This is a genomic window from Lentzea sp. NPDC051838 (assembly GCF_040681245.1).
Lineage (GTDB): Bacteria > Actinomycetota > Actinomycetes > Mycobacteriales > Pseudonocardiaceae > Lentzea.
In genome coordinates, this window is record NZ_JBFAYI010000022.1 from 122,202 (window position 1) to 146,678 (window position 24,477).

Annotated in this window: 21 protein-coding genes and 1 tRNA gene; 10 read left to right on the top strand and 12 right to left on the bottom strand. The window is 68.7% G+C overall.

What is annotated here, in order from left to right:
* Positions 1-20 precede the first annotated feature (20 nt).
* Genes AB0M24_RS34440 through AB0M24_RS34460 form a run of 5 tightly spaced genes read right to left on the bottom strand, consistent with a single transcriptional unit; the run spans position 21 to position 3,750 of the window.
* Complete coding sequence (locus tag AB0M24_RS34440) at positions 21-974, bottom strand: aminotransferase class V-fold PLP-dependent enzyme (protein WP_363777594.1); 954 nt, start codon at positions 972-974, stop codon at positions 21-23.
* Entirely contained in the window at positions 967-1,431 is a 465-nt protein-coding gene (locus tag AB0M24_RS34445) for a DUF4442 domain-containing protein (protein ID WP_363777596.1), read from the bottom strand. Before AB0M24_RS34445 ends, AB0M24_RS34440 begins: the two co-directional genes overlap by 8 nt.
* An 11-nt stretch (positions 1,432-1,442) precedes the next feature.
* Positions 1,443-2,345, bottom strand: a complete 903-nt coding sequence (locus tag AB0M24_RS34450; protein ID WP_363777598.1) for a nucleotide disphospho-sugar-binding domain-containing protein — start codon at positions 2,343-2,345, stop codon at positions 1,443-1,445.
* 9 nt (positions 2,346-2,354) lie between these two features.
* Positions 2,355-2,915 carry a hypothetical protein gene (locus AB0M24_RS34455; protein ID WP_363777600.1) on the bottom strand — a complete coding sequence of 187 codons (561 nt, stop codon included), beginning with the start codon at positions 2,913-2,915 and terminating at the stop codon, positions 2,355-2,357.
* Position 2,916: 1 nt separating this feature from the next.
* The gene (locus AB0M24_RS34460; RefSeq protein ID WP_363777602.1) at positions 2,917-3,750 is read right to left on the bottom strand and encodes an NAD(P)-binding domain-containing protein; all 834 of its coding nucleotides are present in this window, start codon (positions 3,748-3,750) and stop codon (positions 2,917-2,919) included.
* Positions 3,751-3,864: 114 nt separating this feature from the next.
* Here AB0M24_RS34460 and AB0M24_RS34465 point away from each other — a divergent pair, with 114 nt between their 5' ends.
* Genes AB0M24_RS34465 through AB0M24_RS34475 form a run of 3 tightly spaced genes read left to right on the top strand, consistent with a single transcriptional unit; the run spans position 3,865 to position 5,806 of the window.
* Complete coding sequence (locus tag AB0M24_RS34465; protein ID WP_363777605.1) at positions 3,865-4,827, top strand: helix-turn-helix domain-containing protein; 963 nt, start codon at positions 3,865-3,867, stop codon at positions 4,825-4,827.
* Between the two features lie 9 nt (positions 4,828-4,836).
* Positions 4,837-5,394, top strand: coding sequence for a sugar O-acetyltransferase (locus AB0M24_RS34470; RefSeq protein WP_363777607.1), 558 nt, complete (start codon positions 4,837-4,839; stop codon positions 5,392-5,394).
* A 4-nt stretch (positions 5,395-5,398) separates the two neighbouring features.
* Positions 5,399-5,806, top strand: a complete 408-nt coding sequence (locus tag AB0M24_RS34475) for a YjbQ family protein (protein WP_363777609.1) — start codon at positions 5,399-5,401, stop codon at positions 5,804-5,806.
* Here the strand turns inward: AB0M24_RS34475 and AB0M24_RS34480 are convergent.
* Complete coding sequence (locus AB0M24_RS34480) at positions 5,702-6,682, bottom strand: ABC transporter permease (RefSeq protein ID WP_363777647.1); 981 nt, start codon at positions 6,680-6,682, stop codon at positions 5,702-5,704. The genes AB0M24_RS34475 and AB0M24_RS34480 overlap by 105 nt on opposite strands.
* 99 nt (positions 6,683-6,781) lie before the next feature.
* Here AB0M24_RS34480 and AB0M24_RS34485 point away from each other — a divergent pair, with 99 nt between their 5' ends.
* A complete protein-coding gene (locus AB0M24_RS34485; RefSeq protein WP_363777611.1) occupies positions 6,782-7,774 on the top strand; it encodes a hypothetical protein in 993 nt (330 codons plus the stop codon).
* Between the two features lies 1 nt (position 7,775).
* Here the strand turns inward: AB0M24_RS34485 and AB0M24_RS34490 are convergent, their stop codons facing one another.
* Positions 7,776-10,763 (bottom strand): BTAD domain-containing putative transcriptional regulator, encoded by a 2,988-nt coding sequence (locus tag AB0M24_RS34490; RefSeq protein WP_363777613.1) that lies wholly within the window; start codon positions 10,761-10,763, stop codon positions 7,776-7,778.
* 770 nt (positions 10,764-11,533) lie between these two features.
* Between AB0M24_RS34490 and AB0M24_RS34495 the strand changes: the two genes are divergently transcribed.
* Together AB0M24_RS34495 and AB0M24_RS34500 are read left to right on the top strand one after the other, a co-directional pair.
* Positions 11,534-11,806: a hypothetical protein gene (locus AB0M24_RS34495; RefSeq protein ID WP_363777615.1), complete on the top strand. Its 273-nt coding sequence runs from the start codon at positions 11,534-11,536 to the stop codon at positions 11,804-11,806.
* Between the two features lie 44 nt (positions 11,807-11,850).
* Complete coding sequence (locus AB0M24_RS34500; RefSeq protein ID WP_363777617.1) at positions 11,851-14,421, top strand: BTAD domain-containing putative transcriptional regulator; 2,571 nt, start codon at positions 11,851-11,853, stop codon at positions 14,419-14,421.
* 68 nt (positions 14,422-14,489) lie between these two features.
* Here AB0M24_RS34500 and AB0M24_RS34505 read toward each other — a convergent pair whose 3' ends face one another.
* The 3 genes from AB0M24_RS34505 to yaaA form a co-directional block, all read right to left on the bottom strand.
* A complete protein-coding gene (locus tag AB0M24_RS34505) occupies positions 14,490-16,076 on the bottom strand; it encodes a DEAD/DEAH box helicase (protein WP_363777619.1) in 1,587 nt (528 codons plus the stop codon).
* Between the two features lie 233 nt (positions 16,077-16,309).
* Positions 16,310-17,218 (bottom strand): RIO1 family regulatory kinase/ATPase, encoded by a 909-nt coding sequence (locus AB0M24_RS34510; RefSeq protein WP_363777649.1) that lies wholly within the window; start codon positions 17,216-17,218, stop codon positions 16,310-16,312.
* Positions 17,219-17,481: 263 nt separating this feature from the next.
* Positions 17,482-18,210 carry a peroxide stress protein YaaA gene (gene yaaA, locus AB0M24_RS34515; RefSeq protein WP_363777621.1) on the bottom strand — a complete coding sequence of 243 codons (729 nt, stop codon included), beginning with the start codon at positions 18,208-18,210 and terminating at the stop codon, positions 17,482-17,484.
* Between the two features lie 59 nt (positions 18,211-18,269).
* On the opposite strand from yaaA, the gene AB0M24_RS34520 reads away from it, so the two are divergent.
* Both AB0M24_RS34520 and AB0M24_RS34525 read left to right on the top strand, forming a co-directional pair.
* The gene (locus AB0M24_RS34520; protein WP_363777623.1) at positions 18,270-19,607 is read left to right on the top strand and encodes a hypothetical protein; all 1,338 of its coding nucleotides are present in this window, start codon (positions 18,270-18,272) and stop codon (positions 19,605-19,607) included.
* Positions 19,608-19,620: 13 nt separating this feature from the next.
* Positions 19,621-19,692: transfer RNA gene (locus AB0M24_RS34525), tRNA-Arg, on the top strand.
* Between the two features lies 1 nt (position 19,693).
* On the opposite strand, the gene AB0M24_RS34530 is transcribed toward AB0M24_RS34525, so the two are convergent.
* On the bottom strand, positions 19,694-20,446 hold the full coding sequence (locus AB0M24_RS34530) for a class I SAM-dependent methyltransferase (RefSeq protein ID WP_363777625.1): 753 nt from the start codon (positions 20,444-20,446) through the stop codon (positions 19,694-19,696).
* Positions 20,447-20,532: 86 nt separating this feature from the next.
* Here AB0M24_RS34530 and AB0M24_RS34535 point away from each other — a divergent pair, with 86 nt between their 5' ends.
* Complete coding sequence (locus AB0M24_RS34535; protein ID WP_363777627.1) at positions 20,533-21,498, top strand: GNAT family N-acetyltransferase; 966 nt, start codon at positions 20,533-20,535, stop codon at positions 21,496-21,498.
* A gap of 495 nt (positions 21,499-21,993) precedes the next feature.
* Here the strand turns inward: AB0M24_RS34535 and AB0M24_RS34540 are convergent, their stop codons facing one another.
* Positions 21,994-22,353, bottom strand: a complete 360-nt coding sequence (locus AB0M24_RS34540) for a VOC family protein (protein WP_363777629.1) — start codon at positions 22,351-22,353, stop codon at positions 21,994-21,996.
* Positions 22,354-22,487: 134 nt separating this feature from the next.
* Here AB0M24_RS34540 and AB0M24_RS34545 point away from each other — a divergent pair, with 134 nt between their 5' ends.
* Positions 22,488-24,233 (top strand): proline--tRNA ligase, encoded by a 1,746-nt coding sequence (locus AB0M24_RS34545; RefSeq protein ID WP_363777631.1) that lies wholly within the window; start codon positions 22,488-22,490, stop codon positions 24,231-24,233.
* Positions 24,234-24,477 lie beyond the last annotated feature (244 nt).

The window sequence follows — 24,477 nt, forward strand, 5'->3', positions numbered from 1 at the left end:
ACCACGGTAACGGACGGCGGTCAGCCAAGCGCTTTGAGCACCCGATCGATGTCCTCGATCGTGTTGTAGAGGTGACACGCAAACCGTGTGCGACCTGCACGAACAGACGAGACGACGCCCGAAACGTGGGGAATGTCTACTGAGACGATCGCCGAACCACTGGGGGCCAGCCCCAGTCCGGTGAGGAGGTGATCCGTCAGATTCACGCAGTGCGCGCGCACGGCCTCCAGGTCCAGCGACGCCACCCACGGGAGCGCGACCGCCGCACCGACGTGCGCGTGCCACGTCGGCGAGAGGTCGAACCGCCGCGCGTCCGAACGGAGCACCAGCTCGGTGCCGTAGTTCTCCCCGGTGCTGTACCAGTTGGCCGCCAACGGCCTGAGGAAGTCCATGCGGTCCGGGCGCACCGCCATCCACGCCGCGCCGCGCGGCGACATCAGCCACTTGTAGGCGACACCGACGACGAAATCGGCCCACGCCAACGACAACGGCATCCACCCGGCGGCCTGCGAGACGTCCAGCAGCACCGGTTTGCCGCAGTTCCGCAGCATCGAGAGGTCCGCGATCGCACCGTCCGCCGACTGAACCACGCTCACCGCGACGAGGTCCGCCTCGTCCACTGTGGACACGATCCGGTGGCCCGCCGCGACGAACGGCAGCGAGACGCTGGTGAACTCGCCTGGTTCGACGAAGACCTTCGACGCCTTGGGCAACGCCTGCGCCACCAGTGAGACGAACTGCGAGACCGTGGCACCGCACGCGACGGACTCCGCCGGAACACCGATGAGCCGCCCGAACGCCGCGCGGGACGTCTCGACGGCCTCGTTGAACGACGACGAGGTGTCCTGGCCGCGCCGCCACCGGTCCTGAGCAGCCGAGACCGCGTCGGCGACGTGCCGGGGAGGCACCCCGATCGAGGCCGTGTTCAGGTAGCCCGGTTCCAGGTCGAAGACCGCTCCGAACGCCTCACGCATGCGCGAGCTGCTTGCCGCGCTTGCGCCGCGCGTAGACCTGCTTCTTCACCCGTGCGATCACGGTTCCATCCTGCCCGACCACATCGGTCTCGAACCAGATCAACGCCTTCTCGCCGGCCGCGGTCTGCTCCAGCACCTGCTCGACGTGCTCGTCGGTCAGCCGGAACTCCGCGTGGACCGTGCCGCGGCCAGGCTCGACGAACTCGATCTCGCCGGCCTGGTCCCACACGACGTGCTGGCCTTTGAGCTGGTTGAACAGCAGCAACACCCAGAACGGGTCGGTCATCGCGAACAGCGAGCCGCCGAAGTGGGTGCCGAAGAAGTTGCGGTTCCACGGGCGCAGACGCATCTTGACCCGCGCGTACCGGTAGTCCGGAGAGATCTCTTGCACTCGGATCCCGGCGAACAGGAACGGCGGCCACAGGTTCATCCCGAAGCGCAGGCGGCTTGCCTTCATAAAAAACAGTGTTACACAACGTCCGCCAGACTGTCCGCAACTTCCTTCGGCGAAGGCATGTGACGTATCTCCTCCGCCATCCGACCTGCGGCTTCCCGGTGTTCTCCGTCCACAAGCAACAGTCGTGCGCTCTCCGCGATCGCGTCAGCACTCAGTGCTCGCACACCGGCGCCGGACTCGACGAGCGCTTGAGCGTTGCCGAACTGATCGGCGCCTTGCGGGAGCACGACCTGTGGAACCCCCTCGGCCAGAGCGGCCAGCATCGTGCCGCTCCCGCCGTGGTGGACGACGACGTCCGCCTGCTTGATCACTTCGGCCTGCGGGAGCCAGTTCCCGGGCCATGCGACCACGACCTGGGCGTCGAGGCTTTGGAGACCGCGCACCGCTGACTCGAGCAGGTCGTCGTTGGTGAACACCGTTCCGAACGTGACGTAGATCAGCTTCTCGTGGGTGCGTTGTGGCACCTCGCCGGGCGTCGCGTGCGGAACGGGTCGCAGCAGGATGCGGCCGTCGGTGAAACCCTTGTCCTGCAACGAAGGCGGGCAGATGTCGAGATGCCTGCCACCTTCCGGCCGCGCCAGCCCGATGTTCTCGGGGAACATGCGGCCGAACCCGTGCCACAGCACCGGGAACGCCCGGCGGCGCGCCTCCCTGAACACCTCGGGCACGGACCACCCGCTGATCACCAGGTCGGGCAGGACGCGTTCCAGCTCCGGCGCGATGTCCTCGGCGTAGATCTCGCCGAACACCAGGCCGGGGCGGAACGGCCGCAGCCCCAGCCGATCCAGTTCGGGGTGCATGTCGTCGCCGACCGCGAAGCAGACCTCGTGCCCGGCGTCGCGCAGGGCGAGGGCCAGCGGGATCAACGGGTAGGTGTGGCCGACCGCGGCCATGCTGGCGAAGAGCACGCGCATGACGTGAATCTACGCGGCGTGCCACTGCCACTTCTCTTGTCGCGGCACACCGGGCAGTTCTGCGCGCCCGGTGCACCACAGCAGCAGCTCGACCGCATCGGAATGCTGTGGCGCATCAGGGAACAACCGCTCGATGACCGGCGCACAGTGCTCTGGGCGCCAGTCCACGCCAAACGCTTGCGTGATGTCGTGAGTGTGCATCGCGAGCTCGGTGATGCCCATCGCCGCGAACCCTGTCGCGTCCGAGGGGCCCCACGGGTGCCACGCCCGTGCGTCCGGATTTGTGGCGACGGCGTGGGACAACAACTTGGCGGTCGTTGTGAGGCCTTCAAGGCAGTGTTCGAGTGGCAGGCCGGGGCGCAACGAACCGAGCAGGCTGGTCCAGCGGCGCTCGGCACGCGTGGTCAGCAGGGCGGTGTAGCCGAGCAGGCCCTCGACGACGTGGTCGAGCGTGACGCGGCACGACCAGTCCAATCCTGTGGCACGCCTGGAAAAACCGTCCTCGGGGAGGGTGCCCAGCACCTTCGCGCAGTCGTGGGCCGTGGCGTCGAGCAGTCCGGGCCAGTCCATCTCACGCCGTCCGCAACTGCTCGATGATCCTGGCCCAGCCGTCCGTGCCGTGGCCCGCCTCGACCGCCTGCCGGGCGTAGTCGTGGAACAGCCGGGGCAGTGTCGCGTCGATCTTGCGGACCTCGCTGGCGTGCACGAGGTGGTCGAGCGTGGCCAGGTGCACGTCGAGGGTCGCGTCGGAGCCGGGGTAACTGCCGTTGTCGACCTGCTCGGCGTAGGTGCTGATGAACCCGGCGACCGGGCCGAGCCAGCGAGTGGCAAGCGGCGTGAAGTGGTCCGCCGTGGCGCCGTCGGCGGTCACGAGAGCGCTGGCGTGCAACCAACCCGTGAGCGTCGCCCACATGATGCCGAGCAACGCCGTGTCGTAGAGAGCGGCGAGACCGGGGTCCGCGCCGAGGTTGACTGGTTCGGCCAGGGCTGACAACAGGTTCCGAGCTTCGTCGAACGCGTCCTGGTCGCCGCTGTAGAGGATCATCGAACGCTGGTCGCCGATGCCGGGCGGCGTGGTCATGATGCCGCCGTCGACATAGCGCGGGCCTGCCATCTCGCGGGCCTGTTCCGGGGAGCCGGAGGTGAGGTTGACCAGGATTCCGGGCAGGTCCGGGTCGAGGATCTCCTTCAACGCCGGGTAGTCGAGCACGCAGGCCACCACGACGGGCGCGGATCGTTGCGCTGCCAGAGCAGAGCTCGCGGCGTGGGCGCCTTGAGCCACGAGTGGCGCGGTCTTGGCTTCCGTGCGGTTCCAGACCGTGACGCGATGACCGGCCTTCAGGAACGCTTCGGCCAGCGCGGAGCCCATCTGACCGAGTCCGAGCACGGCGACGTCGTACTGCATTGCGTTGTCCCCCAAGGGTTGTTTGCTTTCCTCAACCCTCGCAAGATCCGCTCTGCACGAACAGTGGCAGAAATGCCGACTGTCGAACGATTGCTGCCAGCTACCGTGGGGGGCATGAGCGTGGTGGCGATCTTGGTGACCGACGACGACGCACCGGCGTTGTGGGACGTCTACGAGGCGGGACTGGCGTGTGTGGTGTTCGGGGTCGACCACTTCGATCCCTGGTACACGCTGCGGTTGTGCGGCCTGAACCCCGCGGCACCACGTGCCGAGCACGGCTGGGTGCTGCGTCCGGAGCACGGCTTGGAGGGCCTCCAAGGCGCGGACACGATCATCGTGCCGTCCGTGCCGCAGGCTGTGCTGGACGGCGTTGAACCGCTGGATCCGTTGCTGGTCAAGGAACTTCAGGACGCGGCGGACAACGGTGTGCGCATCGCGGCGTTGTGCAACGGTGCGTTCGTGCTCGCCGAGGCAGGACTTCTGGACGGACGTCGTGCCACGGCGCACTGGTCGTACACGGACCGTCTGGCGCAACGGTTTCCTGAGGTCGAGGTCGACGACTCGGTGCTCTACATCGACGACGGTGACGTCCTCACCAGCGCGGGCGCGGCGGCGGGGCTCGACCTGTGCCTGCATCTGGTGCGGCAGGACTACGGCGCGCACATCGCGAACCAGTTGGCGCGCAAACTGTGCGTGCCCGCGCATCGCACCGGTGGCCAGGCACAGTTCGTGACGCGGCATGTGCCCGAGACCGACGACGACAGCATCGCGCCGGTCCTGGAGTGGGCCACCAAGCATTTGGACAAGCCGCTGACGGTCGCCGAACTGGCCCGTCGCGCGGGGATGAGCCAGCGGACGTTCTTCCGCCGCCTGCACGACGCGACCGGCAGCACGCCGTTGCAGTGGCTGCTCGCCCAACGCGTCGCGCACGCCCAGGAGTTGCTGGAGAAGACCGGACTCTCCGTCGAACAGGTCGCGGAACGCTGCGGCCTGGGCACGGGCGCGAACCTGCGGCGGCACTTCACCGCCCACGTCGGCGTCGCACCGACCGACTACCGCCGCGCGTACGCAGGTTGAATGGCGGCCATGGGAACCAACCGCGAGAAGATGACCAACGGCGAGCCGTACCTGTCGATGGATCCCGAGCTGGACGCGGACCGGCGGCGCGCCTGGCGGGAGATGGCACGGTTCAACGCGCACGACCCCGAAGACCTCGACGGCCAGTACGCGATCTTGAAGGGCTTCCTCGCGGAGATCGGCGAGAACACGACGTTCCTGCCGCGCCTGCAGATCGAGTACGGCTACAACACGCGCATCGGCTCGAACAGCTTCGTGAACTACGACTGCGTCATCCTCGACTGCGGCCCGGTGACCATCGGCGACAACACGATGATGGGCCCGCGCGTGCAGCTGCTGACGGCGTTGCACCCGATCGAGGACCACGACGCGCGGATCGCGGGCTGGGAGACGACCGCGCCGATCGTCATCGGGGACCGCGTGTGGTTCGGCGGCGGCGTGATCGTGTGTCCCGGCGTGACGATCGGCAACAACACGGTGGTCGGCGCCGGCAGTGTCGTGACGCGGGATCTGCCTGATCACGTGCTCGCGGTCGGCAACCCGGCGCGGGTGGTTCGTAAGATCTGAGGTCATGCGCAGCGAGGAGATCCAGATCCGCACTGGTTCTGACGAGGTCGTGTGGGACCTCACGAGAGAGTGCGAGCGGTTCCTCAGCAATGAGAACGGCGACGGCCTGTTGCACGTGTGGGTGCCGCACGCGACCGCCGGCGTCGCCATCATCGAGACGGGCGCGGGCAGCGACGACGACCTGCTGACCGCCCTCGAACGCATCCTGCCCCGCGACGCGAAGTGGCGGCACCGGCACGGCACCCCCGGCCACGGTCGTGACCACGTGATGCCCGCGCTGGTGCCGCCCTACGCGACGATCCCGGTACTAGGCGGTGTGCTGGTGCTCGGCACGTGGCAGTCCATCTGCCTCGTGGACACCAACGTCGACAACCCCGTCCGCACGGTCCGACTCAGCTTTCTTGCCGGCTAGCAGCAGCACGAGCCCGACGAGAGCGATCCCCCCGAACACCCACCACTCGGTGCTGATGGAGCCGTCGTACATGAGGCTGCGCAAGCCTTCCGTGGAGAACCGGAACGGCGTCCACGACCACAGCACCGCCTTGTACGTGGGGTTGAGCAGCTCCGGCACCTGGCCCGCCACCGCGGGTGCCATCAGGTAGAGCAGACCGAGCACGCCCATCGCGCGGATGCCGAGGTGCTTGAACAGCCCGGCCTGCAGCAGCGCGAACGACACCGCGACGGCGAGCATGAACGTCAGCGCTTCCGTGCTGAAAGTGACGCCCCACCACGCCAGCAGCCCGACCACCGAGCTTCCGACCAGCACCGGCGTGAGGAGCGCGGACAGCAGCCGGAACCGCCGTCCCTTCAGGACCACGAACAGCAGTCCGGCGATCATTCCGCCGACCCACAGCAGCGCGCTCGCGGCGAGAGGCGCCGTGCGTTCGGCTGCCGACACAGCAGGGGCGTCGACCTTCACCGGCAGCCCGGCACCCTGCGCGACGCCGGTGAGCACCTGCTGCGCGACCTGCGTACCGGACGGGTTGACCGCCGGGTTGAGCCGGATCGTCGCCTGACCGGGTGAGATTTCCAGGACCCCGTAGACCTCTTTGTCCTTGAGGAGGGTCTGGGCTTCGGCCGCGTCGACGACCTTGAGGTCGACCTCGGGCGAGTCGGCGGCTTTCACTCGTTCGGCGATCGGCGGCGGTGCCACCACGGCGAGCGGAACGTCGTGGGGATGCACGGTCGCCTGGACGCCGAAGGTCAGCAGTCCCAGGAGAAACGCCACCACCGCGCCTGCGACGGCGGTGACCAGCGCGGTGCGCATCACGGGCCTCCAGTTGTTCATCACGCGTTGAATTTAACGAGGACGGTACGCCTTGGGTCGCCCGGAAGTCAACGCCTGATGAATTAAGGGCTGTCAGACCCACCAGGTACCGTTTGCCGCGTGACTTACCCAGGTGGCGGCGGACAGGGCGGCTGGAACGACCAGCAGGGCTGGGGCCAGCAGCAGGGTGACCATCCGAGCGGCGGTTATCCGACCGGCGGCTACCAGACCGGCGGGTACCCGCAGACCGGCGGTTTTCCCCCGCAGACGGGCGGTTTCCCGCAGCAGGGCGGCTTCCCGGACTCGGGTGGCTTCCCGCAGCAGGGCTACGGCCAGTACGGCGGTCTAGGTGTCTACGGCGGCTTCGACAACGAACCGCCCAAGAGCAAGAAGACGCTGTGGCTGGTCCTCGGCGCCGTCGTGCTGGTCCTGCTCGTCGGCGGGGGCCTGACCTGGTTCCTGCTGTCGGACAGGAAGACCGAGCCGAACGCGCAGCCCGACCCGTCGACGCCGACCAGCGCCTCCTCGCAGGCGACCACCGGCAAGTGCAAGAACGCCGACATGCAGTGCGTCGAGACGTCGCTCGGCTACAACTACGAGGTCCCGAAGAACTGGGACATCGTCGAGGACAAGATCCCGATCACGAAGTTCCCCGGCATCTCGCTGACCGGCGTCTCCACCTACGGCGACTACGAGTGCGAGGGCAAGCAGTACACCAAGGGCACCAACGGTGGCGCGCTGCTCCCCAAGGCCGACATGAACCAGACCGCCACCGACTTCGCCAAGGCCGTCGGCACCCAGTTCTACGCCTCGGGTGGCGAGCCGACCGTGACGACGGGCCAGCCCAAGCCGGTGAAGATCGAGCACACCCAGAAGGACGGCAAGAAGGTCGTCGTCGACGGGGTGCAGGTCGACGCCACGGTCACGCAGACCGCGAACAAGTGCCTGGCGAGCAAGGGTGTCGTCAAGGTCGTCGTGCTCAACGGCAGCAACAAGCTGCACACGCTCATGGTGAACGGCGACCTCGAGGGCGGCGGGGGCGGCACCACCAAGCCGCTGCCCAAGGACGCCGAACTGCAGAAGATGATCGACTCGGTGGTCCCGACCACCTGAGTCAGCGCGCGCCGCCGTTCGAGGGGACGGCGGCGGGCACCGGGTTCTCGGCGGTGATCTTCTCCAGCACGGCCAGCGCCTTGCTCTCCCAGAGCGCCAGGCGCAGCTCCTGGAACGTCATCATCGCCTGCTCCACGATGGCGATCGCGTGGAACGTCTCGCCCCGCTGCGACACCAGCTGCGCCAGGTCGAGCCGGATCCGCGCGGCTCCGACCCGGTCGAGGTTCTCCTCGCACAACCGGATCGCGCGCCGCAGCAGGCGCCCGGCTTCGGCGAACATCCGCATGCGGCCGTGGATCAGGCCCAGCGAGTGCAGCGCGTAGCTCTCGCCGACGGTGTCGCCGGAGCGTTGCACCATGCCGAGCACCGACGTGATGAGCTGCTGCGCCTGCTCGTAGCGGCCTTGCACGAGCATCGCGCCGCCGAGCCGGTACAGCACCTGGGCTTCGACGCGCGGGCTGGAGATCTCCCGGCACATGCCGAGAGCACCGCGCAGCTGGCCCACCGCGAGCTCGTGTTCGCCGCGGTCGAGCGAGAGCTGCGCGAGCTGAGACACCACGTAGGCCTGGCCGACGACGTCGCCGACGCGTTTGAAGCCCGCGAGCGACTGCTCGAAGATCCGGGTCGCGACCTCGGGCCTGCCCTCGTTGTACTCCAGCAGGCCCAGGTTGCGGCGCACCAGCGCGAGGCCGTGGGAGTCGTCGAGCTCGGTGAAGAGCTCCAGCGCGGGTTCGAGCGCGGCGCGGGCGGTTTCCATGCGGCGCTGGCTGTGGTGCAGGGAACCCAGCGAGCACAGCAGGGCCGCGGTGCCGCGCTTGTTGCCGGCCTTGCGCACGGCTTCCAGCGCGCGTTCGTGGGTCTGCTGCCAGTCGTCGAGGTAGCTGCGGGTCTCGAACAACGTCACCAGCGTCATCGCGAGGTCCCAGCACAGTTCGTCCAGGCCCGCGTCGGCCGCCTGCAGGACGGCCGCGCAGATGTTCGGGCGCTCGCTTTCCAGCCACCCCAACGGGTCCTGCAGCACCTGGTCGAGGTAGGGGGCGTGCGGCTGCCAGCGCTGGCCGTTGCCGTGCAGGACCGTGAAGTCGCCACCGTAGAGACGTTGGTGGGCCTGCTCGGCCATCGCGAGCCAGCCGCCGGCCACGCGTTCGACGGCGGCGAGCTGGGTGGCCGGGGACTCGTGGACGGCGAGCTGTTCCTTGGCGAACAAACGAATCAGGTCGTGGAAGCGGTAGCGCGGCAGGCCCGTCACGTCGCTGCCGACCACGTCGAGCAGCTGGGCGTCGACCAGGCGCTCCAGCAGGTCGAAGCCGCGGTGGCGGTCGTCGTCGGTGAGCGCGGAAGCCGTCCAGACCGGCAGGCTTTCCGCTTCCAGCAACGACATCAGCCGCATCACCCGGCACGTCTCGGGTTCCAGGCCGTCGTAGGTGAGCGAGAGGCTGGCGCGCACGACCATGTCGCCGTGCACGAGTTCGTCGAGGCGATGGCGTTCATCGGCGAGACGTCCGACCATCGACGCCAACGTCCAGTGCGGGCGCGCGGCCAGTCGTGCGCCGATGATGCGCAACGCCAGGGGTAAGCCTCCGACCACGTCCACCAACGCCGACGCCGCAACGGGTTCGCTCTCCAGGCGTTGCGTGCCGATGATGCGGCCCAGCAGCTCAAGCGCGTCGTCGGAGTCCATGAAGTCGACATCGACCAAATGAGATCCGGCCAGACCCGTCAACCGGGTCCTGCTCGTGACGACCACACCGCACGTCGGCGAGCCCGGAAGCAGCTGGTGGACCTGCGACTCGCTGCCCGCGTCGTCGAGAACGACCAGCACACGGCGGTTGGCGAGCATGCTGCGGTACATGTCCGCGCGCTCGTCCACCCCGTCCGGCAACGTCGAGCCCACGGCGCCCAAAGCGGACAGGAACCGGCCGAGAACTTCGGCGGGCGTGGCCGGTTGGGCCTGGGTGCCGCGCAGGTCGCAGTAGAGCTGGCCGTCCGGGTACGTCTCGGCGGCGACGCGGTGCGCGACGTGCACCGCGAGAGCGCTCTTACCGATGCCCGCCTTGCCCGAGATGTTCACCACGGGCATCGTCATGTGGTCGCCGGACAGCACCGCCTCGGCGCGGGCCACGACGTCCTGGCGGCCGATGAAGTCCGAGATGGTGGCCGGAAGCTGGTGCGGCGACACGACGTTCTGGACGGTGACCGGGACCGGCTTCTCCTGGTCGAGGCGCAGCACCTCGTCGTCGGTCAGGATCGCGGTCTCGAGTTTGCGCAATTGGTCACTCGGTTCGAGACCGAGGTGCTCGATGAACAGGTCGCGGCCGGTGCGGTAGACGTCCAGCGCTTCCGACTGACGGCCGGATCGGTAGAGGGCGAGCATGAGCTGACCGCGCGGCCGTTCCCGCAACGGGTGTTCGGTCACCATGCTCTGCAATTCGCCGATGAGTGCGTGATGCCTGCCCAGCAACAACTCTATGTCGACGCAGTTCTCCAGCACCGACAGGCGTTTCTCGTCCAGACGCAATGCTTTGTTCTGCAACGTGGCCGCGGCACCGCCCAACGCCGGCCCCCGCCACAGCGCGAGCGCCTGGCGCAGCACCGACGACGCCTCCTCCATGCGGCCCTGGCGCACGGCGGCGTCGGAGTCGGCCACGCGGCGTTCGAAGAGGAAGGTGTCGATCTTGTCGCCGGCGACGCGCAGCAGGTAGCCGGGCTGCCGCGTCTCGATCTGGGCGTCGACGTCGACCCTCGCGAACTCCCGCCGGAGCGCGGACACGCAGATCTGGATCTGCGCCCGTGCGGTCGACGGCGGGGTGTGCTCCCAGACGAGGTCGATCAGCTGGTCCATGCTCACGACGCGGTTGGCCTCGAGCAGCAAAGCACCCAGGATCGTCTGCTGACGTCCTGGAGGTACCTGAACCTGCTCCTCGGCGCCGATGACCTCGATCGGGCCGAGCAGCTTGAAAATCAGCTTCTCATCGGGGGCGGAGCTCATGACGGACGACCCCTCGCGCCTTTATCTCTCGCAAAGCCCCAACACCTCGCGTCTCCGTGACGGAATTGCATTTACGGATGCGGCGTACTCGCGTTCTTGCAATCCTGTCGAAAGACGCAGAAAAGGCATTCCCAGGGCGTCACCTCAAGATCAGGTTATTATATGAAAGTGTTTCACTTCCCGCCGTTGACCTCCCGTTAGCATGAACTGCAGTTGGCCACTCGGATGGGTGATGATCTCCAAAGCTATCCTCGACAGGGAAAACTGTCAAGATCCTTCTTGTGTATCGGCACACGATCCACCATAATGCGTCCGATCTCAATAGGCATCTCATTTGGAGATGATCCAAACCGGAACAACGGGCCAGATCAAGCAGTACGTGTGCCCAAGAATTCACATGTGTCGGGGGCGGCTTCACGACGATCGTACGTCATCGCACCGAGCAGCCTGAACGTCTCATCAAGGTTACTCCGAGCGGCACAAGCCGTTCGTTCGGATCGCTAACCGCACCCAACCATTGCGGTACACCGCACCTAATTCCGCGGATAAGCCACCACCCTGCGTAGTAACAGCAGTTTGCTGACTGGCGGATCAGCTGTTGAGGCGTCTCAATTGGCCAGTTCACTCCCGCCATCACGGCCGATTGATACGCGGTGGGTGCGCGATAGAGCGGCGATGGGCGGCGCTCCTAACTTCGTTCTCAGACGCCGCTCGAAGGTGTCTGAAGCAGAACTCGAAGCCAAGGTCCGACCAAGCATGAGGAGGCCGACATGATCCGCAAGACGACCGCTGCCGCTCTGGTTCTCTCCGCCGTCCCCGCGGCCCTGGCACTTTCCCTCTTCTCCGGCACCGCGCAGGCCGACGACACACCGTGGGGCAAGGTCATCGACGACGACACCCCCTGGGGCAAGGTCGTCCCGAACGACGACACCCCGTGGAAGAGCCTGAGCGCCTCCGACGACGACACGCCGTGGAGCAAGAAGGTCACGCTGCCCGAGCTCCCGATCGACACCCCGTGGGACGACGACACCCCCTGGAGCTGATCGCTCCCCTCCGCCCGGACCACGACCTGTAGGAGGCCAGAACCATGCGATTCCACCTGCTGGGCTCACTGGAAGTCCTCGACGACGACATGCCCGTGCCACTGGGCGGCGTCAAGCAGCGCGCGGCTCTGGGTTTCCTCCTGCTGCACGCCAACCGCGTGGTGGCGACCAGCAAACTGCTCCAGGCGCTGTGGTCGCGGGACGTCCCGCCCACCGCGCGCAAGATGCTCCAGAACGCGGTCTCCGGACTGCGTGGCGTTCTCACTCCCCACGGCAGCGGTCCTGAGGGCTCCGGCCCGGACGGTTCCGCGCTGCTGCTGACCCACGCGCCGGGCTACCTGCTGCGCGTGGATCCGGACTCCCTCGACCTGTCGCGCTTCCAGCAGCTCACCGAACAGGGTCGGGGCGAACTGTCCGCCGGCAACTGGCCTGCAGCCGCAAAAGTGCTCCGCAAGGCACTGAGCTTGTGGCGCGGACCGGTGCTCGCGGATCTTGCGGAGACCGGCATCAACTGGCCGGAGCTGACCGCCATCAAGGACTGGCGGCTGGCGACGCAGGAGGACTGCTTCGAGGCAGAGCTCGCCTGCGGAAGGCATTACGAGATCATCGGCGAACTGGAGTCGTTGATCGAGGTCGAGCCGTATCGCGAACGGCTCAACGGGCAGCTGATGCTCGCTTTGTACCGGTGTGGCCGGCAGGTCGACGCGCTGAGCGTCTACCGCCGCACGAGGGCGGCGCTGGTGGAGGAACTCGGTCTCGAACCGGGCCGCGAGCTCCAGGAGCTGGAGCGCGCGATCCTCGACCACGCCCCCGCGCTGGACCTCCCGCCGTCGGTGCAACGCAGGCACCTGCTCGCCGTCGGCCAGTCTGCTCCCGCTCTGCCCGTCCCGGCTCCCGTGGTGATCACGCCGCCGCCCGTCGTGGAGCCGTCGCCGGTGGACGTGACGACTGTGGAGCGCAAGCTCGTCAGCGTCATGATGGTGTCCGCCCAGCTCGGTCTCGCGGCCGGCGACGGCGACCCGGAGGACGTCGACGAGGTACACCAGGAAGTCGCCGCCGTGGTTGCCGCCGAGGTCTCACGGTTGGGCGGCGTCGTCGGAGGCAACGTCGGCTCCGTGTTCCTCGCTCTGTTCGGTGTACCGCGCACGGCCGAAGACGACGCCGACCGCGCCGTGCGTGCGGCACTGGCGATCCGCGACCGGTTGGGCTCGGTGGCGGACGTGCAGATCGGTGTGGCGACTGGCGATGCACTCGTCCGGCTACCGTCTTCTGGTACGCCGTCAGCCTCGGGCGTGCTGCTCGACCAGTGCCGTCAGCTGATGGCACTCGCACCTCTGGGCGCCGTACGTGCCTGCACCGCAAGCCGTGACGCCAGCGCATCGGTCACCTGGGCCGCCGACCCAGCCCCGACCGGAGGCTGGCAGGCGGTCTCGTGCGTCTCCCCGCGCGGCGCGACCCGCCGTGCGCAGGCTTCCGTCCCGTTCGTCGAACGCGAACGTGAACTCTTTGTGCTGCAAGGACTTCTGGACGAGGTCCGGGACCGCCGCCGCCCGCACTTCGTGACCGTTCTCGGCGAGGCCGGCGTGGGCAAGACCCGCCTGGTCCACGAGCTCGCCTCGTCGTGCTCAGCGGCTTTGCGCGGCACCGCAACAGCTTTCGGCGACGACCACGGCTACGGCCCGCTGTCCGGCGTCGTGCAGGGCTTCTCCTCCCCCGAGGCCCTGCACGACGCACTCACCTCGCTCGTCGGCGTCGGCGACCTCGCGGACCGGCTCTGCGTGAGCCTGTCCGGCCTGGCCTCGGGTTCACCCGACGTCGTCGCCGACTTCCCGGCGTGGCGGCGGTTCCTGGAGGAGATCGCCGACTCCGGCCCGCTCGTCGTCTTCCTGGAGGACGTGCACTGGGCCAACGACGTCGTGCTCGACTTCGTGGAGGAACTCAGCGAGCAGGCCGGTTCGGTGCCGCTGCTGGTGATCGCGACCGCGCGGCCCGAGCTCCTGCAGCGCCGTCCGTCCTGGTTCGGCGGCAAGCGCAACGCCACCACCATCAGCCTGGAACCGTTGTCGCACAACGGAACCCGCAGCCTGCTCAACGCGCTGCTGCAAACCCGCGAGCTGTCCGCGGAACTGTGGCAGGCGCTGGTCTCGTGCGTCGGCGGCAACCCGTTGTTCGCCACCGAGTACGCCGCGATGGTGTCCGACCCGCGGATGCCGTGCGTGCAGAACGATGTCGGGCTCCCGGTTCCGCCGTCGGTCCGCAGCGTGATCACCGCTCAACTCGACTCGCTGCCGTTCGCGGTGAAAGCCGTGCTGGGCGACGCCGCCGTAGTCGGCGAACTCGTCTCGCCCGGCGCGGTGGCGGCAACCGGCCGGCGCGACCCCGGCGACGTGGCCAAGGCGCTGGAGCTGCTGGAACAACGCGACTTCCTGCGCCGTCAGGGCCGCAACAGCGAGACGGGCGAGATCGAGTACGGCTTCCGGCACGGCCTCGTGCGCGACGTCGTGGCCGACCAGTTGCCACGCGCGGTGCGGGCGGAGAAGCAGGACCGTGCCGCAGCCTGGTTCGCCGAGCCCGCGCTGGACCTCATGCCCTTCATGGACCGCAGGGCAGGCTGATCCTCTGACACGGCGAAGGCCGCCTCCCCTGTTCGGGAGAGGCGGCCTTCGCCGTTTTCAGTGCTGTGTCAGTGCTGCGGTGCGCGGCGCGGACGGCCGGAGCCCGCGGCACGGCCGAAACCACGGCCGCCCTCCGAGCGCTCCGAACGGCGCGGGCCACCGCGGAACTCGCCGCCGCCCTCGCCGGACGAGCGACGCGGGCCGCCCCGGAACTCGCCGCCTTCCGAGCGACGGCCGGAGCCGCCGCGGTACTCACCGCGACCACCGGCGGCCGGGGCGCCGAAGCGACGGCCGCCGCCTCCGTTGCCGCCGCGACGGGCCGGCTTCTCGCGCTCGACGACCGGCTCACCGCTCGGGATGCGAGCACCCGTGATGCGGATCAGGTCGTCGTCGCCGGGGCGCACCTTCGTGCTCTCCGGACGGATGCCGGCTCGGGCGGCCATGCCCTGGACGGCGCGGCGCTGGTCGTGCGTGACCAGGGTGACGACCGTGCCGGACTGGCCTGCGCGGGCCGTGCGGCCGGCGCGGTGCAGGTAGTCCTTCGGGTCGGCGGGCGGGTCGACGTGCACGACGAGCGAGACGTCGTCGACGTGGATGCCGCGGGCCGCCACGTCCGTCGCGATCAAGACCGGCGTGGTGCCCTCGCGGAACTCGCCGAGCACGCGGGTGCGGGCGCTCTGCGCCTTGCCGCCGTGCAGGGCGCCCGCGTGGACGCCGACCGAGCGGAGCTTCTTGGCCAGGCGGTCGACGTGGTGCTTGGTGCGCACGAACATGATCGTGCGGCCCTCGCGCGCGGCCACCTCGGTCACCACCGTCTGCTTGTCCTCCTGGGACACGAAGAGCAGGTGGTGCTCCATGGTCGTGACGCTCGCGGTGGGCGGGGCCACCGAGTGCGTCACCGGGTCGTGCAGGTACTGGCGGACCAGCTTGTCCACGTCGCCGTCGAGCGTCGCGGAGAACAGCAGGCGCTGGCCGTCCTGCGGGGTCAGGTCGAGGATCGCGCGGACCTGGGGCATGAAGCCCATGTCCGCCATCTGGTCGGCCTCGTCCAGCGCGGTGATCTCGACCTGGGACAGGTCGCAGGTCTCCTGGCGGACGTGGTCGGACAGGCGGCCCGGCGTGGCGATCAACAGGTCGACGCCGCGGCGCAGGTGGTCGATCTGGCGCGGGAACGACGTGCCGCCCACGACCGTGCGGCACCACAGGCCCAGCGCGCGGGCGTGCGGCATGAGCGCCGTCTCCACCTGCATCGCGAGCTCGCGGGTCGGCACCAGGATGAGGCCGCGCGGCTTGTGCGGCTGCGAGCGGCCCTTCGCGAGGCGGGTCAGCATCGCCAGGCCGAACGCCAGCGTCTTGCCGGAGCCGGTCTGGCCGCGGCCGAGGATGTCACGGCCGGACATCGAGTCGGGAAGAGTCGCCGCCTGGATCGGGAACGGCTCGGTGATCTCGTTGGCGGCGAGCGAGCGGATCAGTGCGTCGCTCAGGCCGAGCTCGGCGAACGAGGGCAGCGGGCCTTCCGGCAGCGTGCTCTCGAAGTGCTCGGCGACGATCGGTTCCTCGACCCGCTGCTGCGGACGCGAGGAGTTGCCCTGGCGACCCGAGCGACGCCGCGGTGACCTGCGGCTTTGCGAACGCTCGGAACGACCTTCGGACATGGATGGCAAAACAAACCTCCGAGACATGGCACGTCTCAAGGCTGCCCCGCGCTTGCCGCGGTGCCAGTTCACAAGGACGAGCCCGGCGTCGTGGTGACGCCTGAATGAGTGGGTGGACGCACCGGTCAACGGCGGTCAGGCCTTCATCGGTGCACTTGACAGTCTAGCTGATCAATGGCGGTGCCTTGCGCGCCCGGCAGTGTCGTTGGACACGGCCGGACGCGCAACGTGGGTCACGCCATACCGGCCACGTCCAGCAGCGTTGCCACCAGCGCGGACGGTTCGCCGATCTCCGGCGGCAGCCCGCGCGAGGCGAACCAGCCGCAGATGTTGCGGACATCGCGGTCGAGGAACTCGACGCCGCGAGGGTTCGCGACGAGGTCGACCACCTGCGGCAGGTCGATCATGATCAGCCTGCCGTCGTGGACCATCAGGTTGTACGCGGACAGGTCGCCGTGGGTGAGGCCCGCCTCTGCGAGCGTCATCAACGTCGCGACCAGCTGACGCCACAGGTCGAGCAGTTCGTCCTCGTTCGGACGGGTCTGCGCGAGCCTCGGAGCCGCGTTCCCCTCGTCGTCCCCGATGAACTCCAGCAGCAGTTCGGTGCCGCTGCGCTGCACCGGGTACGGCACGGACGCGCCGGCCTGCCACAGCCGGGCGAGCGCGGCAAACTCCGCGACCGCCCACTGCTCCGCGATCAGGTTGCGCCCGAACGCGGTGCGGTTCTGGATGGCCCGCAGCTCGCGGGACTTCTTCATCTTGCGACCCTCCAGATACCCCGCGTCGCGGTGGAACATCCGGTGGTCGTTGCTGCGGTAGCGCTTGGCGGCGAGCAGGCACGCTCGCTCACCCATCGCGCGTTCCAGCAGGAAGACGTCCGCCTCCTTGCCGGTCTTCACGATGCCCAGCTCGCGGTCCACCGCGGCCAGCTCGGTGATGAGCCAGCTCGGATGCGGCTTCGGACCCTGGTCGGCTTCGCCCCAGGTGGACCAGCGATCGCCGTCCTCCGGGGTGTCCGCCGTGGAGAGCTGGTCCTCACGCAGTCGTGCGACCCGCAGCTTCTCTTCTTCGGTCATGCGGCCGCGACGCGTCGGCTCCGCGTCGTCGGCGTTCTTGCTGGTGCGCTTTCCCTTGCGCCGCATGGTTTCGTCGGCGCCGTCGAAAGCAGACTCGTAGCGTTCGTAAAGATCGTGCTCGCGCACGGTGGGGTCTCCTGAAGATCAAGGGTGACCGCCCCACTGGCGCTCTGCGATCAATCGATGCTGATCAGGCGCGAAGGGCGGAGGGACGGGTCTCGCGGCCACGTCCGAAGACAGGCTCTGACATGACGCACCTCCTCATCCCTCAACGCCGCACTTCGGCTGCGGTGAAGCTTGCCGGGTCGGTCTCCCGGCGCGCAACCGAATTAATCGGTGATCAGATCCGCGGTCTTCTCGCCGGTCGCCACGATCTTCATCCCGGCCTTCTGCGCGACCTTGACCAGGCCTTTCAGGTCTGAGGGCTCCGCGCTCGTGGTCACCAGGACACGGGCGAGCAGGCCCTTGTGCGCCTTGTTGAAGTGACTGACGACCTTGCCCTCGCTCGTGATCACCCGCACCACCACCGCGTGCGGAATCCGCGCGAGACTCGAGTACGCGCCGGAACGCAGGTCGACGACGAACTCGTCAGCCTCCTTGAACACCGGCTCCAGCACCGGCTTCCACAGCGCGCGGAGGCTGCCGTGCGACGGGAGCGTGCTGCCGCCGGACAGCCGGTACGCGGGCACCGGATCGCCACCGCGAATCGCCCCGAACAGCGCCGACGCGACCGCGAGCCGCTCATAGGCGCGTTCCTTCTCGGCCTTCTTGAGGCTCGGGAAGTCGAGGTTGTCGTAGAGGACGCCGGTGTAGCGCAGCAGCGCGGGCGTGGTCTCGGACGTGCGCAGTGCCGCGTTGCGCTCGACCTCGTCCATCTGGCGCTCGGAGATGTCGAGCGCCTTGAGGCTCGCCGGAACGTCGTTCGCCAGGTCCTCCAGCGCGGACACCAGCTTGTCGCGCACGGGGTTGAGCTCGGGGAACGACAACGCGTCGAGATCGAGCGGCGCACCCTCGCCGCCGATCGCCTTGGTCTCCGACGGGGGAAGCAGCACCAGCACGAGATGAAGGGTAGGGCAACGACCGAAACCCGCTGGACCTGTGTGGTGCTCTGGAGAGCGTGGACGCCCTGGACCGCTTGTACGACTCGCTGGACGCACGCCTGCGCCCGGAGGACGTGGCAGCCCTCGTCCTGGAGGCTCAGCCAGCACTGACGCAACACGAACGCACAGTGGTCCGCGAGGCAGCCTCAGCCTCTTCGCGCTGGTACAACTTCTCCGGCATGAGCGCCGACTACGCCCGCCCGGTCGGCGCGGCACGCCAGGTCGCCGCCACCCGTTTCCTGTTCGGTGTGGACGGAGGCGAGGTCGACGTGGACGACCCGATCTCGGTGCTCGAGTTCGCTGCTGTGGCCGGCTCCGAGATCAACTGGGACCCCGCGCACACCGACTTCCTCGCCGACCGGCTGAACCGCGAGGCGCGTGAGGCGGCGGGCATCGATCTGTCGAAGCGCCAGTACAACCGCCGCTTCCGCATGCTGCGCCGCCTCTCCGCCAAGGCGTCGCGAATGGAGCGCGCGCGGAAGATGCGCGGCGAAGCGCTGCTCGCGGCAGCAGGTTTCGTCGGCACGATCGACCACGACCGCTTCCGCGCCGACCCCGACGCGGCCTGCTTCATCGCCTACTTCACCGCACGCCGCAAGCTGCGCCGCGAGTTCACACTGGCAGGCCGCGAGAACCCGTTCGACCAGGTCGCCTTCCTGCTCTTCGCACGGTGCACAGCCCGTGACGGCACCGACTGGCCGATGATCGCGCTCGCCTGCCCGGCCCCGGACGTCCTGCAGCGCCTGCGTCCCGAACAACTCGGCGAACTGCTCGGCCGCTGGTCCGCCGCGACGAGGTCGGTGGCGTCCTCACTGGCCGCGCTGTGGCAATCGTCGTCGATCGACAAGGCGACCATGATCGTGCGGCAGGGCGTCGACTCGTCGACCTGGAACACCCTGGCCGGCGCCTACAACGCCGCCCGCACCGGCTGGATCGCCTGCCTGCACGCGGCCGGCCTGACCTCGCTGGCCGAGAACGCCTGGCCCGGCAAGGTCATGCGCGTCATGGCCGCCGACCTCGCCGCCTGGCACCAGGATTCAGGTGGCGGCCTGCACCCGGACACCTCGGTGTGGTCACGCCTTCCGCTGCCGTGGGACGTGCTCGACGGCACGGCCGCATGCTCCCGCGCCGACGTGGAGGCAGCCTGCCGCGAGCACCGCATCGAGCCGGAGAAGTCCGGCTGGATCGCGCCCCGCACGCGCCGCGCGATCGCACGCTTCCGGCCGACCCCGGAGCTCGTGCACGGAGTCGCCGTGTCCGATCCGTTGTGGGCCATGGCTTTGCGACGCGCGCACGTGTTCAGCGGCAAGCCCCTGTCCACCGAGGTATTCGGTGGACAGGACGCCGTCGACTGAGCAGGCTGTGGGAGAACACGTAGCTCAGTGGTAGAGCGCCCGACTGCGAGTCGGGGGGACGCCGGTTCGAGCCCGGTCGTGTTCTTCTAAGGCGCCTGCAACGTCAGGTACGCAAGCCCCATCACGCCGCGCCAGCCGCGCAGGCGCCACCCGCGCTGCCGGTCGGCCTTCTCCCGGATGTCGTCGGCGTGCGGCGAGTCCGGGTTGGCGCGCAACCAGCGCTCCCACGCCAGCGCGTGCCCGTTCTCGAACACGTCCCACTCGTCCTGGTTCGCCTGCTCCACCGCGAGAAACCGGTACCCGTGCTCCTGCGCGAAATCCACCAGATCCGCGAGCGAGCGGCACTGGTCGCGCGGCACCGGCATGGCCTCGAGCTGTTCAGCCGTCGGCTCCCGCTCCCAGAAACACTCGCCCAGCAACAACTTCCCTTGCGGAGCAAGCAGCTCGCGAGCTGCCGCGAGCGCGTTCGCCGTGTGCTGCACCGGATCCCCGCCGAACACCTGGCTGGCACCGTTGATGATCACGACGTCGGCGAGCCTGCCGAGCTGCCACTCCTGCACGTCGGCGACCTGCAGGCTGACCCTGTCCGCAAGGCCTCGCTTCTCGGCGTTGGCCTGCGCGTAGGCGATGTCCGCCTCATTCCGGTCGACACCCGTACCGGTGGCAGTGGGCGCGGCTTCGAGCGCGCGGAGCAGGAACTCCGCCCACCCGCACCCGATGTCGACCACGTGCTTTCCGTCGAGCTCCAGCCCGCGAATCAGGCGGGCGGCTCGCTCCTCGGACAGCGGGCCGTGGAACGTCACGTCATCGTGCAGCGGAGCTATCTCTGGTTTTGTCATCGCGAGCAGGATTACCGCTGCCGCCCTGTTCCGCGCAACGCGTTATTCGGTTGTTGGGCTCATCACCTCCCCGTAGCTTCGGTGGTGTGGAACTCGTGTGGCGCCCGCTGACAACGGCCGACATCCCAGCGGTGACGGCGTTGTACACAGCGGCCGAGGCTGCCGACGACACCGGCGAACTTCTGTCCGAAGAGGACTTCGCCCAGTCGTTCGGCAAGGCGGACCTGCCCGCGGCCTCGGTCGGCGCGTTCGCGGGTTCGGCACTGGCCGCCTACGGACTCGTGGAGCAGCGCGACGACCCGTCGCTGGTGAACCGCGTCCGCCTGGACGGCATGGTGCACCCCGACTTCCGCCGCCGGGGCATCGGCCGCGCGCTGATGCCGCACATGGTGGACCAGGCCCGGTCGCTGCACCTCGCCGCGGCTTCGGACCTCCCGCTCGTGGCGAGCACCATGGTCGAGAGCCGCTCGGCCGGCCACGTCGCACTGGTCTCGTCGCTCGGCTTCACCGCGGACCGGCACTTCCACGAAATGGAGGTGCAGCTGGGCGAGTCACTCGCCCAGGTCCCGATGCCCGAGGGCTACGCGATCCGGCCGTTCTCCGCAGCCGACCCAGACGAGGTCCGCCAGGTGGTGAACGCGGCGTTCGCCGAGCACTGGGGCTCGACCCCGCGCACCACGGAGGAGTTCGCGGCGTCCTTCACGGACAGCTTGCGGTTCCAGCCATCGACCTCCTTTCTCGCGCTCGACCGCGCGTCCGGTGCCGTGATCGGCTTCGTGCTCGCGCGGTACTACCCGGTCGTCGAGGAGATGACCGGTGTGCGCGAGCTCTGGATCGGCGACATCGGCACGCTCGACGAGCACCGCGGCCGTGGTGTGGCCTCGGCGCTGCTGAGCTGGACCTTGGCTCGGGGGCACGAACAGGGCTACCACCGCGCCGGGCTGTCCGTGGACACCGCCAACTCGACCGGCGCGCTCGGGGTTTACGAGCGCGCCGGGTTCAAGGTGGCGCGAACGTGGATCGACTACGGACTGCCGGTCGACCTCGGCTGACAGAGGCGCTGATGCCCTGAGGGCTCATGGGATGCGCAACGCCATGAGGGCTCAGGACGAACACGCCGCCGGCCCGACGGCTCGTGCCAGGCATGCACTGTCACGAGAGCACGGGCGCGCCGTCGCGACGCACAGGCGTTGGGGAATCTGAGGGCTCGCGGGATGCGCAACGCCACGAGGGCTCAGAAGGTCTCGCCGTGCGACGCGGGGTCCGGTGCGGCCGACGACCGGGTGCGGCCGTGCAGGGCCGGCGGCATCAGCCGTGGTCGTACCGGGGTTCGCTCGGGTTCGCGGTCCGGACGTCGTCGCGCCTGATCTGCCAAGGCGCGGAGGCCTCGTCGATGCGCCTGGCGTGGGCTGCTGGATCCGGTGTCTGTCGCGGTCTGCCGAACGAGAAGTCGGGTGCGGGTCAAGTGGCCAAGGGCGACTCCTTTCGAACTGAGAGGGGTGGGCCGAGGTGGCGGGGATCAGCCGCCAGCCCGGCCCGCGAAAGACCTAGAGCTCCTCGCCGGCCTGGCCGACGCAGAACTGGTTGCCGTCCGGATCGGCGAGGACCGACCACACGAGGCCGGGGATGGTGTGCACGGCGACCTCGCTGGCGCCCAGCGAGGTGAGCCGGGCGACCTCGGCCTTGCGGTCGGGCACGTGCGTGTCGAAGTGGACGCGGTTCTTGCCCGGCGTGGCGTCCGGCACCTGCTGGAAGGCCACCGCCGGACCGCTCTCCGAGGCCGGCGCGAGGACGATGAACTCGCCCCAGTCGTTCTGAATGGTCGTCTCCAGCGCGGCCGCCCAGAACTCGGCGAGCTTGCGGGCGTCGCCCGTGTCGAAGGTGATCATGTCGATGCTGAGGGACATGGGAGGGACGCTACTCAGAGGGTCTGACAATTTTGGTTCTCGCAGGTCAACACCAGTGAAACCGCCGCAGCGACGGTCGCGTGCGGCGCAACCAGTAGGCTGCTCCAACAGCCCGTGAACGAGGAGTACCCACCGTGATCACCAGGATGTCGTCTCTGTTCCTGCGCACTCTTCGCGAGGACCCGGCCGACGCCGAAGTGCCCAGCCACAAGCTGCTGGTGCGCGCCGGCTACGTCCGCCGCGTCGCGCCGGGCGGGTACACCTGGCTGCCACTCGGTCTGAAGGTGCTCCGCAACATCGAGGCAATCGTCCGCGAGGAGATGGACGCCTTCGGCGCGCAGGAGATCCAGTTCCCGGCGCTGCTGCCCAAGGAGCCCTACGAGGCGACGAACCGGTGGACCGAGTACGGCCCGAACCTGTTCCGCCTCAAGGACCGCAAGGGCGTCGACTACCTCCTCGGCCCCACGCACGAGGAGATGTTCACCCTCACCGTGAAGGGTGAGTACAGCTCGTACAAGGACTACCCCGTCACGCTGTACCAGATCCAGACCAAGTACCGCGACGAGGCGCGCCCCCGTGCAGGCATCCTGCGCGGCCGCGAGTTCCTGATGAAGGACTCCTACTCCTTCGACCTCACGGACGAGGGCCTGAGCCAGTCCTACCTGAACCACCGCGACGCCTACATCCGCATCTTCGACCGCCTGGGCCTGGAGTACGTGATCGTCTCCGCCACGTCCGGCGCGATGGGCGGCTCGGCGTCCGAGGAGTTCCTGGCCGTGGCCGAGACGGGCGAGGACACCTTCGTCCGCAGCACCGAGTCCGGCTACGCGGCCAACGTGGAAGCCGTCGCCACCCCCGTGCCCGCCGCCCAGTCGATCGACGACAAGCCCGCGGCGGCCGTGCACCACACGCCGAACACGCCCACCATCGAGACGCTGGTCGACTTCCTCAACGCGAACACCGACCGCAAGTTCACCGCGGCCGACACGCTGAAGAACGTCCTCGTCAAGGTCCAGCAGCCGAGCCAGAAGGACTGGACCCTCCTGGCCGTCGCCGTCCCCGGCGACCGCGAGGTGGACTTCAAGCGCCTCGAAGCGGCCCTCTCCCCCGCCGAAGTGGCGATGGTCGACGAGGCCGACTTCGCGCGGAACTCGTTCCTGGTCAAGGGTTACATCGGCCCGGCAGCCATCCAGGCGAACGGCATCCGCTACCTCGCCGACCCCCGAGTGGTCACCGGCACCGCCTGGGTGACCGGAGCCGACAAGGCCGACCACCACGTGGTCGACCTGGTGGCAGGCCGCGACTTCACCCCCGACGGCGTGATCGACGTCGCCGACGTCCGCGAAGGCGACCCGTCCCCCGACGGCAAGGGCGTCCTGGTAGCCGCGCGCGGCATCGAGATCGGCCACATCTTCCAGCTGGGCCGCAAGTACGCCGACGCCTTCTCGCTCGACGCGCTGGGCCCGGACTCGAAGCCCGTCCGCATCACCATGGGCTCCTACGGCGTAGGCGTCTCCCGCCTGGTCGCCGTGATCGCCGAGCAGTCGCACGACGACCGAGGCCTCATCTGGCCCCGCAACGTCGCCCCGGCGGACGTGCACGTGGTCGTCGCGGGCAAGGACGAAACCCTGACCGCAGCAGGCGAGGACTTCGCCAAGCAGCTGAGCGCGCGAGGCCTCAAGGTCCTGCTGGACGACCGCAAGGCAAGCCCCGGCGTGAAGTTCGCGGACGCCGAGCTGGTCGGCATCCCGACGATCCTGGTGATCGGCCGGGGCCTGAAGGACGGCACGGTAGAGGTGAAGGACCGCCGCTCGGGCGACCGAGTGGAGGTCCCGGTGGCCGAGGCAGTCGATCACCTGGTGTCCGTGGTCAACAGCTGACCAGCGCTTTCGCACGCTGACGCAGGGGTCCCCCTGAGTTTTGGCTCCCCCGCGACCCACAGTACGGGTGGGGTCTGACAGTCAGGGCGAAGGCGAAGCCGAGCTGCTTTGGCGACGGCGAAGCCGAGCTGCCTTTGGCGAACACTCTGAGGTGGGGTGGGTCCCGTCACGAGTCGTGGCTGATCGTTGGCCGCGCCAGAGCCGGGGTGTCAAACGGACACGCTTTTCGTCCGTTTGACACCCC

Coding starts and splice junctions, on each gene's coding strand:
- AB0M24_RS34440 (WP_363777594.1), bottom strand. CDS start 974: ATGCGTGAGGCGTTCGGAGCGGTCTTCGACCTGGAACCGGGCTACCTG.
- AB0M24_RS34445 (WP_363777596.1), bottom strand. CDS start 1,431: ATGAAGGCAAGCCGCCTGCGCTTCGGGATGAACCTGTGGCCGCCGTTC.
- AB0M24_RS34450 (WP_363777598.1), bottom strand. CDS start 2,345: ATGCGCGTGCTCTTCGCCAGCATGGCCGCGGTCGGCCACACCTACCCG.
- AB0M24_RS34455 (WP_363777600.1), bottom strand. CDS start 2,915: ATGGACTGGCCCGGACTGCTCGACGCCACGGCCCACGACTGCGCGAAG.
- AB0M24_RS34460 (WP_363777602.1), bottom strand. CDS start 3,750: ATGCAGTACGACGTCGCCGTGCTCGGACTCGGTCAGATGGGCTCCGCG.
- AB0M24_RS34465 (WP_363777605.1), top strand. CDS start 3,865: ATGAGCGTGGTGGCGATCTTGGTGACCGACGACGACGCACCGGCGTTG.
- AB0M24_RS34470 (WP_363777607.1), top strand. CDS start 4,837: ATGGGAACCAACCGCGAGAAGATGACCAACGGCGAGCCGTACCTGTCG.
- AB0M24_RS34475 (WP_363777609.1), top strand. CDS start 5,399: ATGCGCAGCGAGGAGATCCAGATCCGCACTGGTTCTGACGAGGTCGTG.
- AB0M24_RS34480 (WP_363777647.1), bottom strand. CDS start 6,682: ATGAACAACTGGAGGCCCGTGATGCGCACCGCGCTGGTCACCGCCGTC.
- AB0M24_RS34490 (WP_363777613.1), bottom strand. CDS start 10,763: ATGAGCTCCGCCCCCGATGAGAAGCTGATTTTCAAGCTGCTCGGCCCG.
- AB0M24_RS34495 (WP_363777615.1), top strand. CDS start 11,534: ATGATCCGCAAGACGACCGCTGCCGCTCTGGTTCTCTCCGCCGTCCCC.
- AB0M24_RS34500 (WP_363777617.1), top strand. CDS start 11,851: ATGCGATTCCACCTGCTGGGCTCACTGGAAGTCCTCGACGACGACATG.
- AB0M24_RS34505 (WP_363777619.1), bottom strand. CDS start 16,076: ATGTCCGAAGGTCGTTCCGAGCGTTCGCAAAGCCGCAGGTCACCGCGG.
- AB0M24_RS34510 (WP_363777649.1), bottom strand. CDS start 17,218: ATGCGGCGCAAGGGAAAGCGCACCAGCAAGAACGCCGACGACGCGGAG.
- AB0M24_RS34530 (WP_363777625.1), bottom strand. CDS start 20,446: ATGACAAAACCAGAGATAGCTCCGCTGCACGATGACGTGACGTTCCAC.
- AB0M24_RS34540 (WP_363777629.1), bottom strand. CDS start 22,353: ATGTCCCTCAGCATCGACATGATCACCTTCGACACGGGCGACGCCCGC.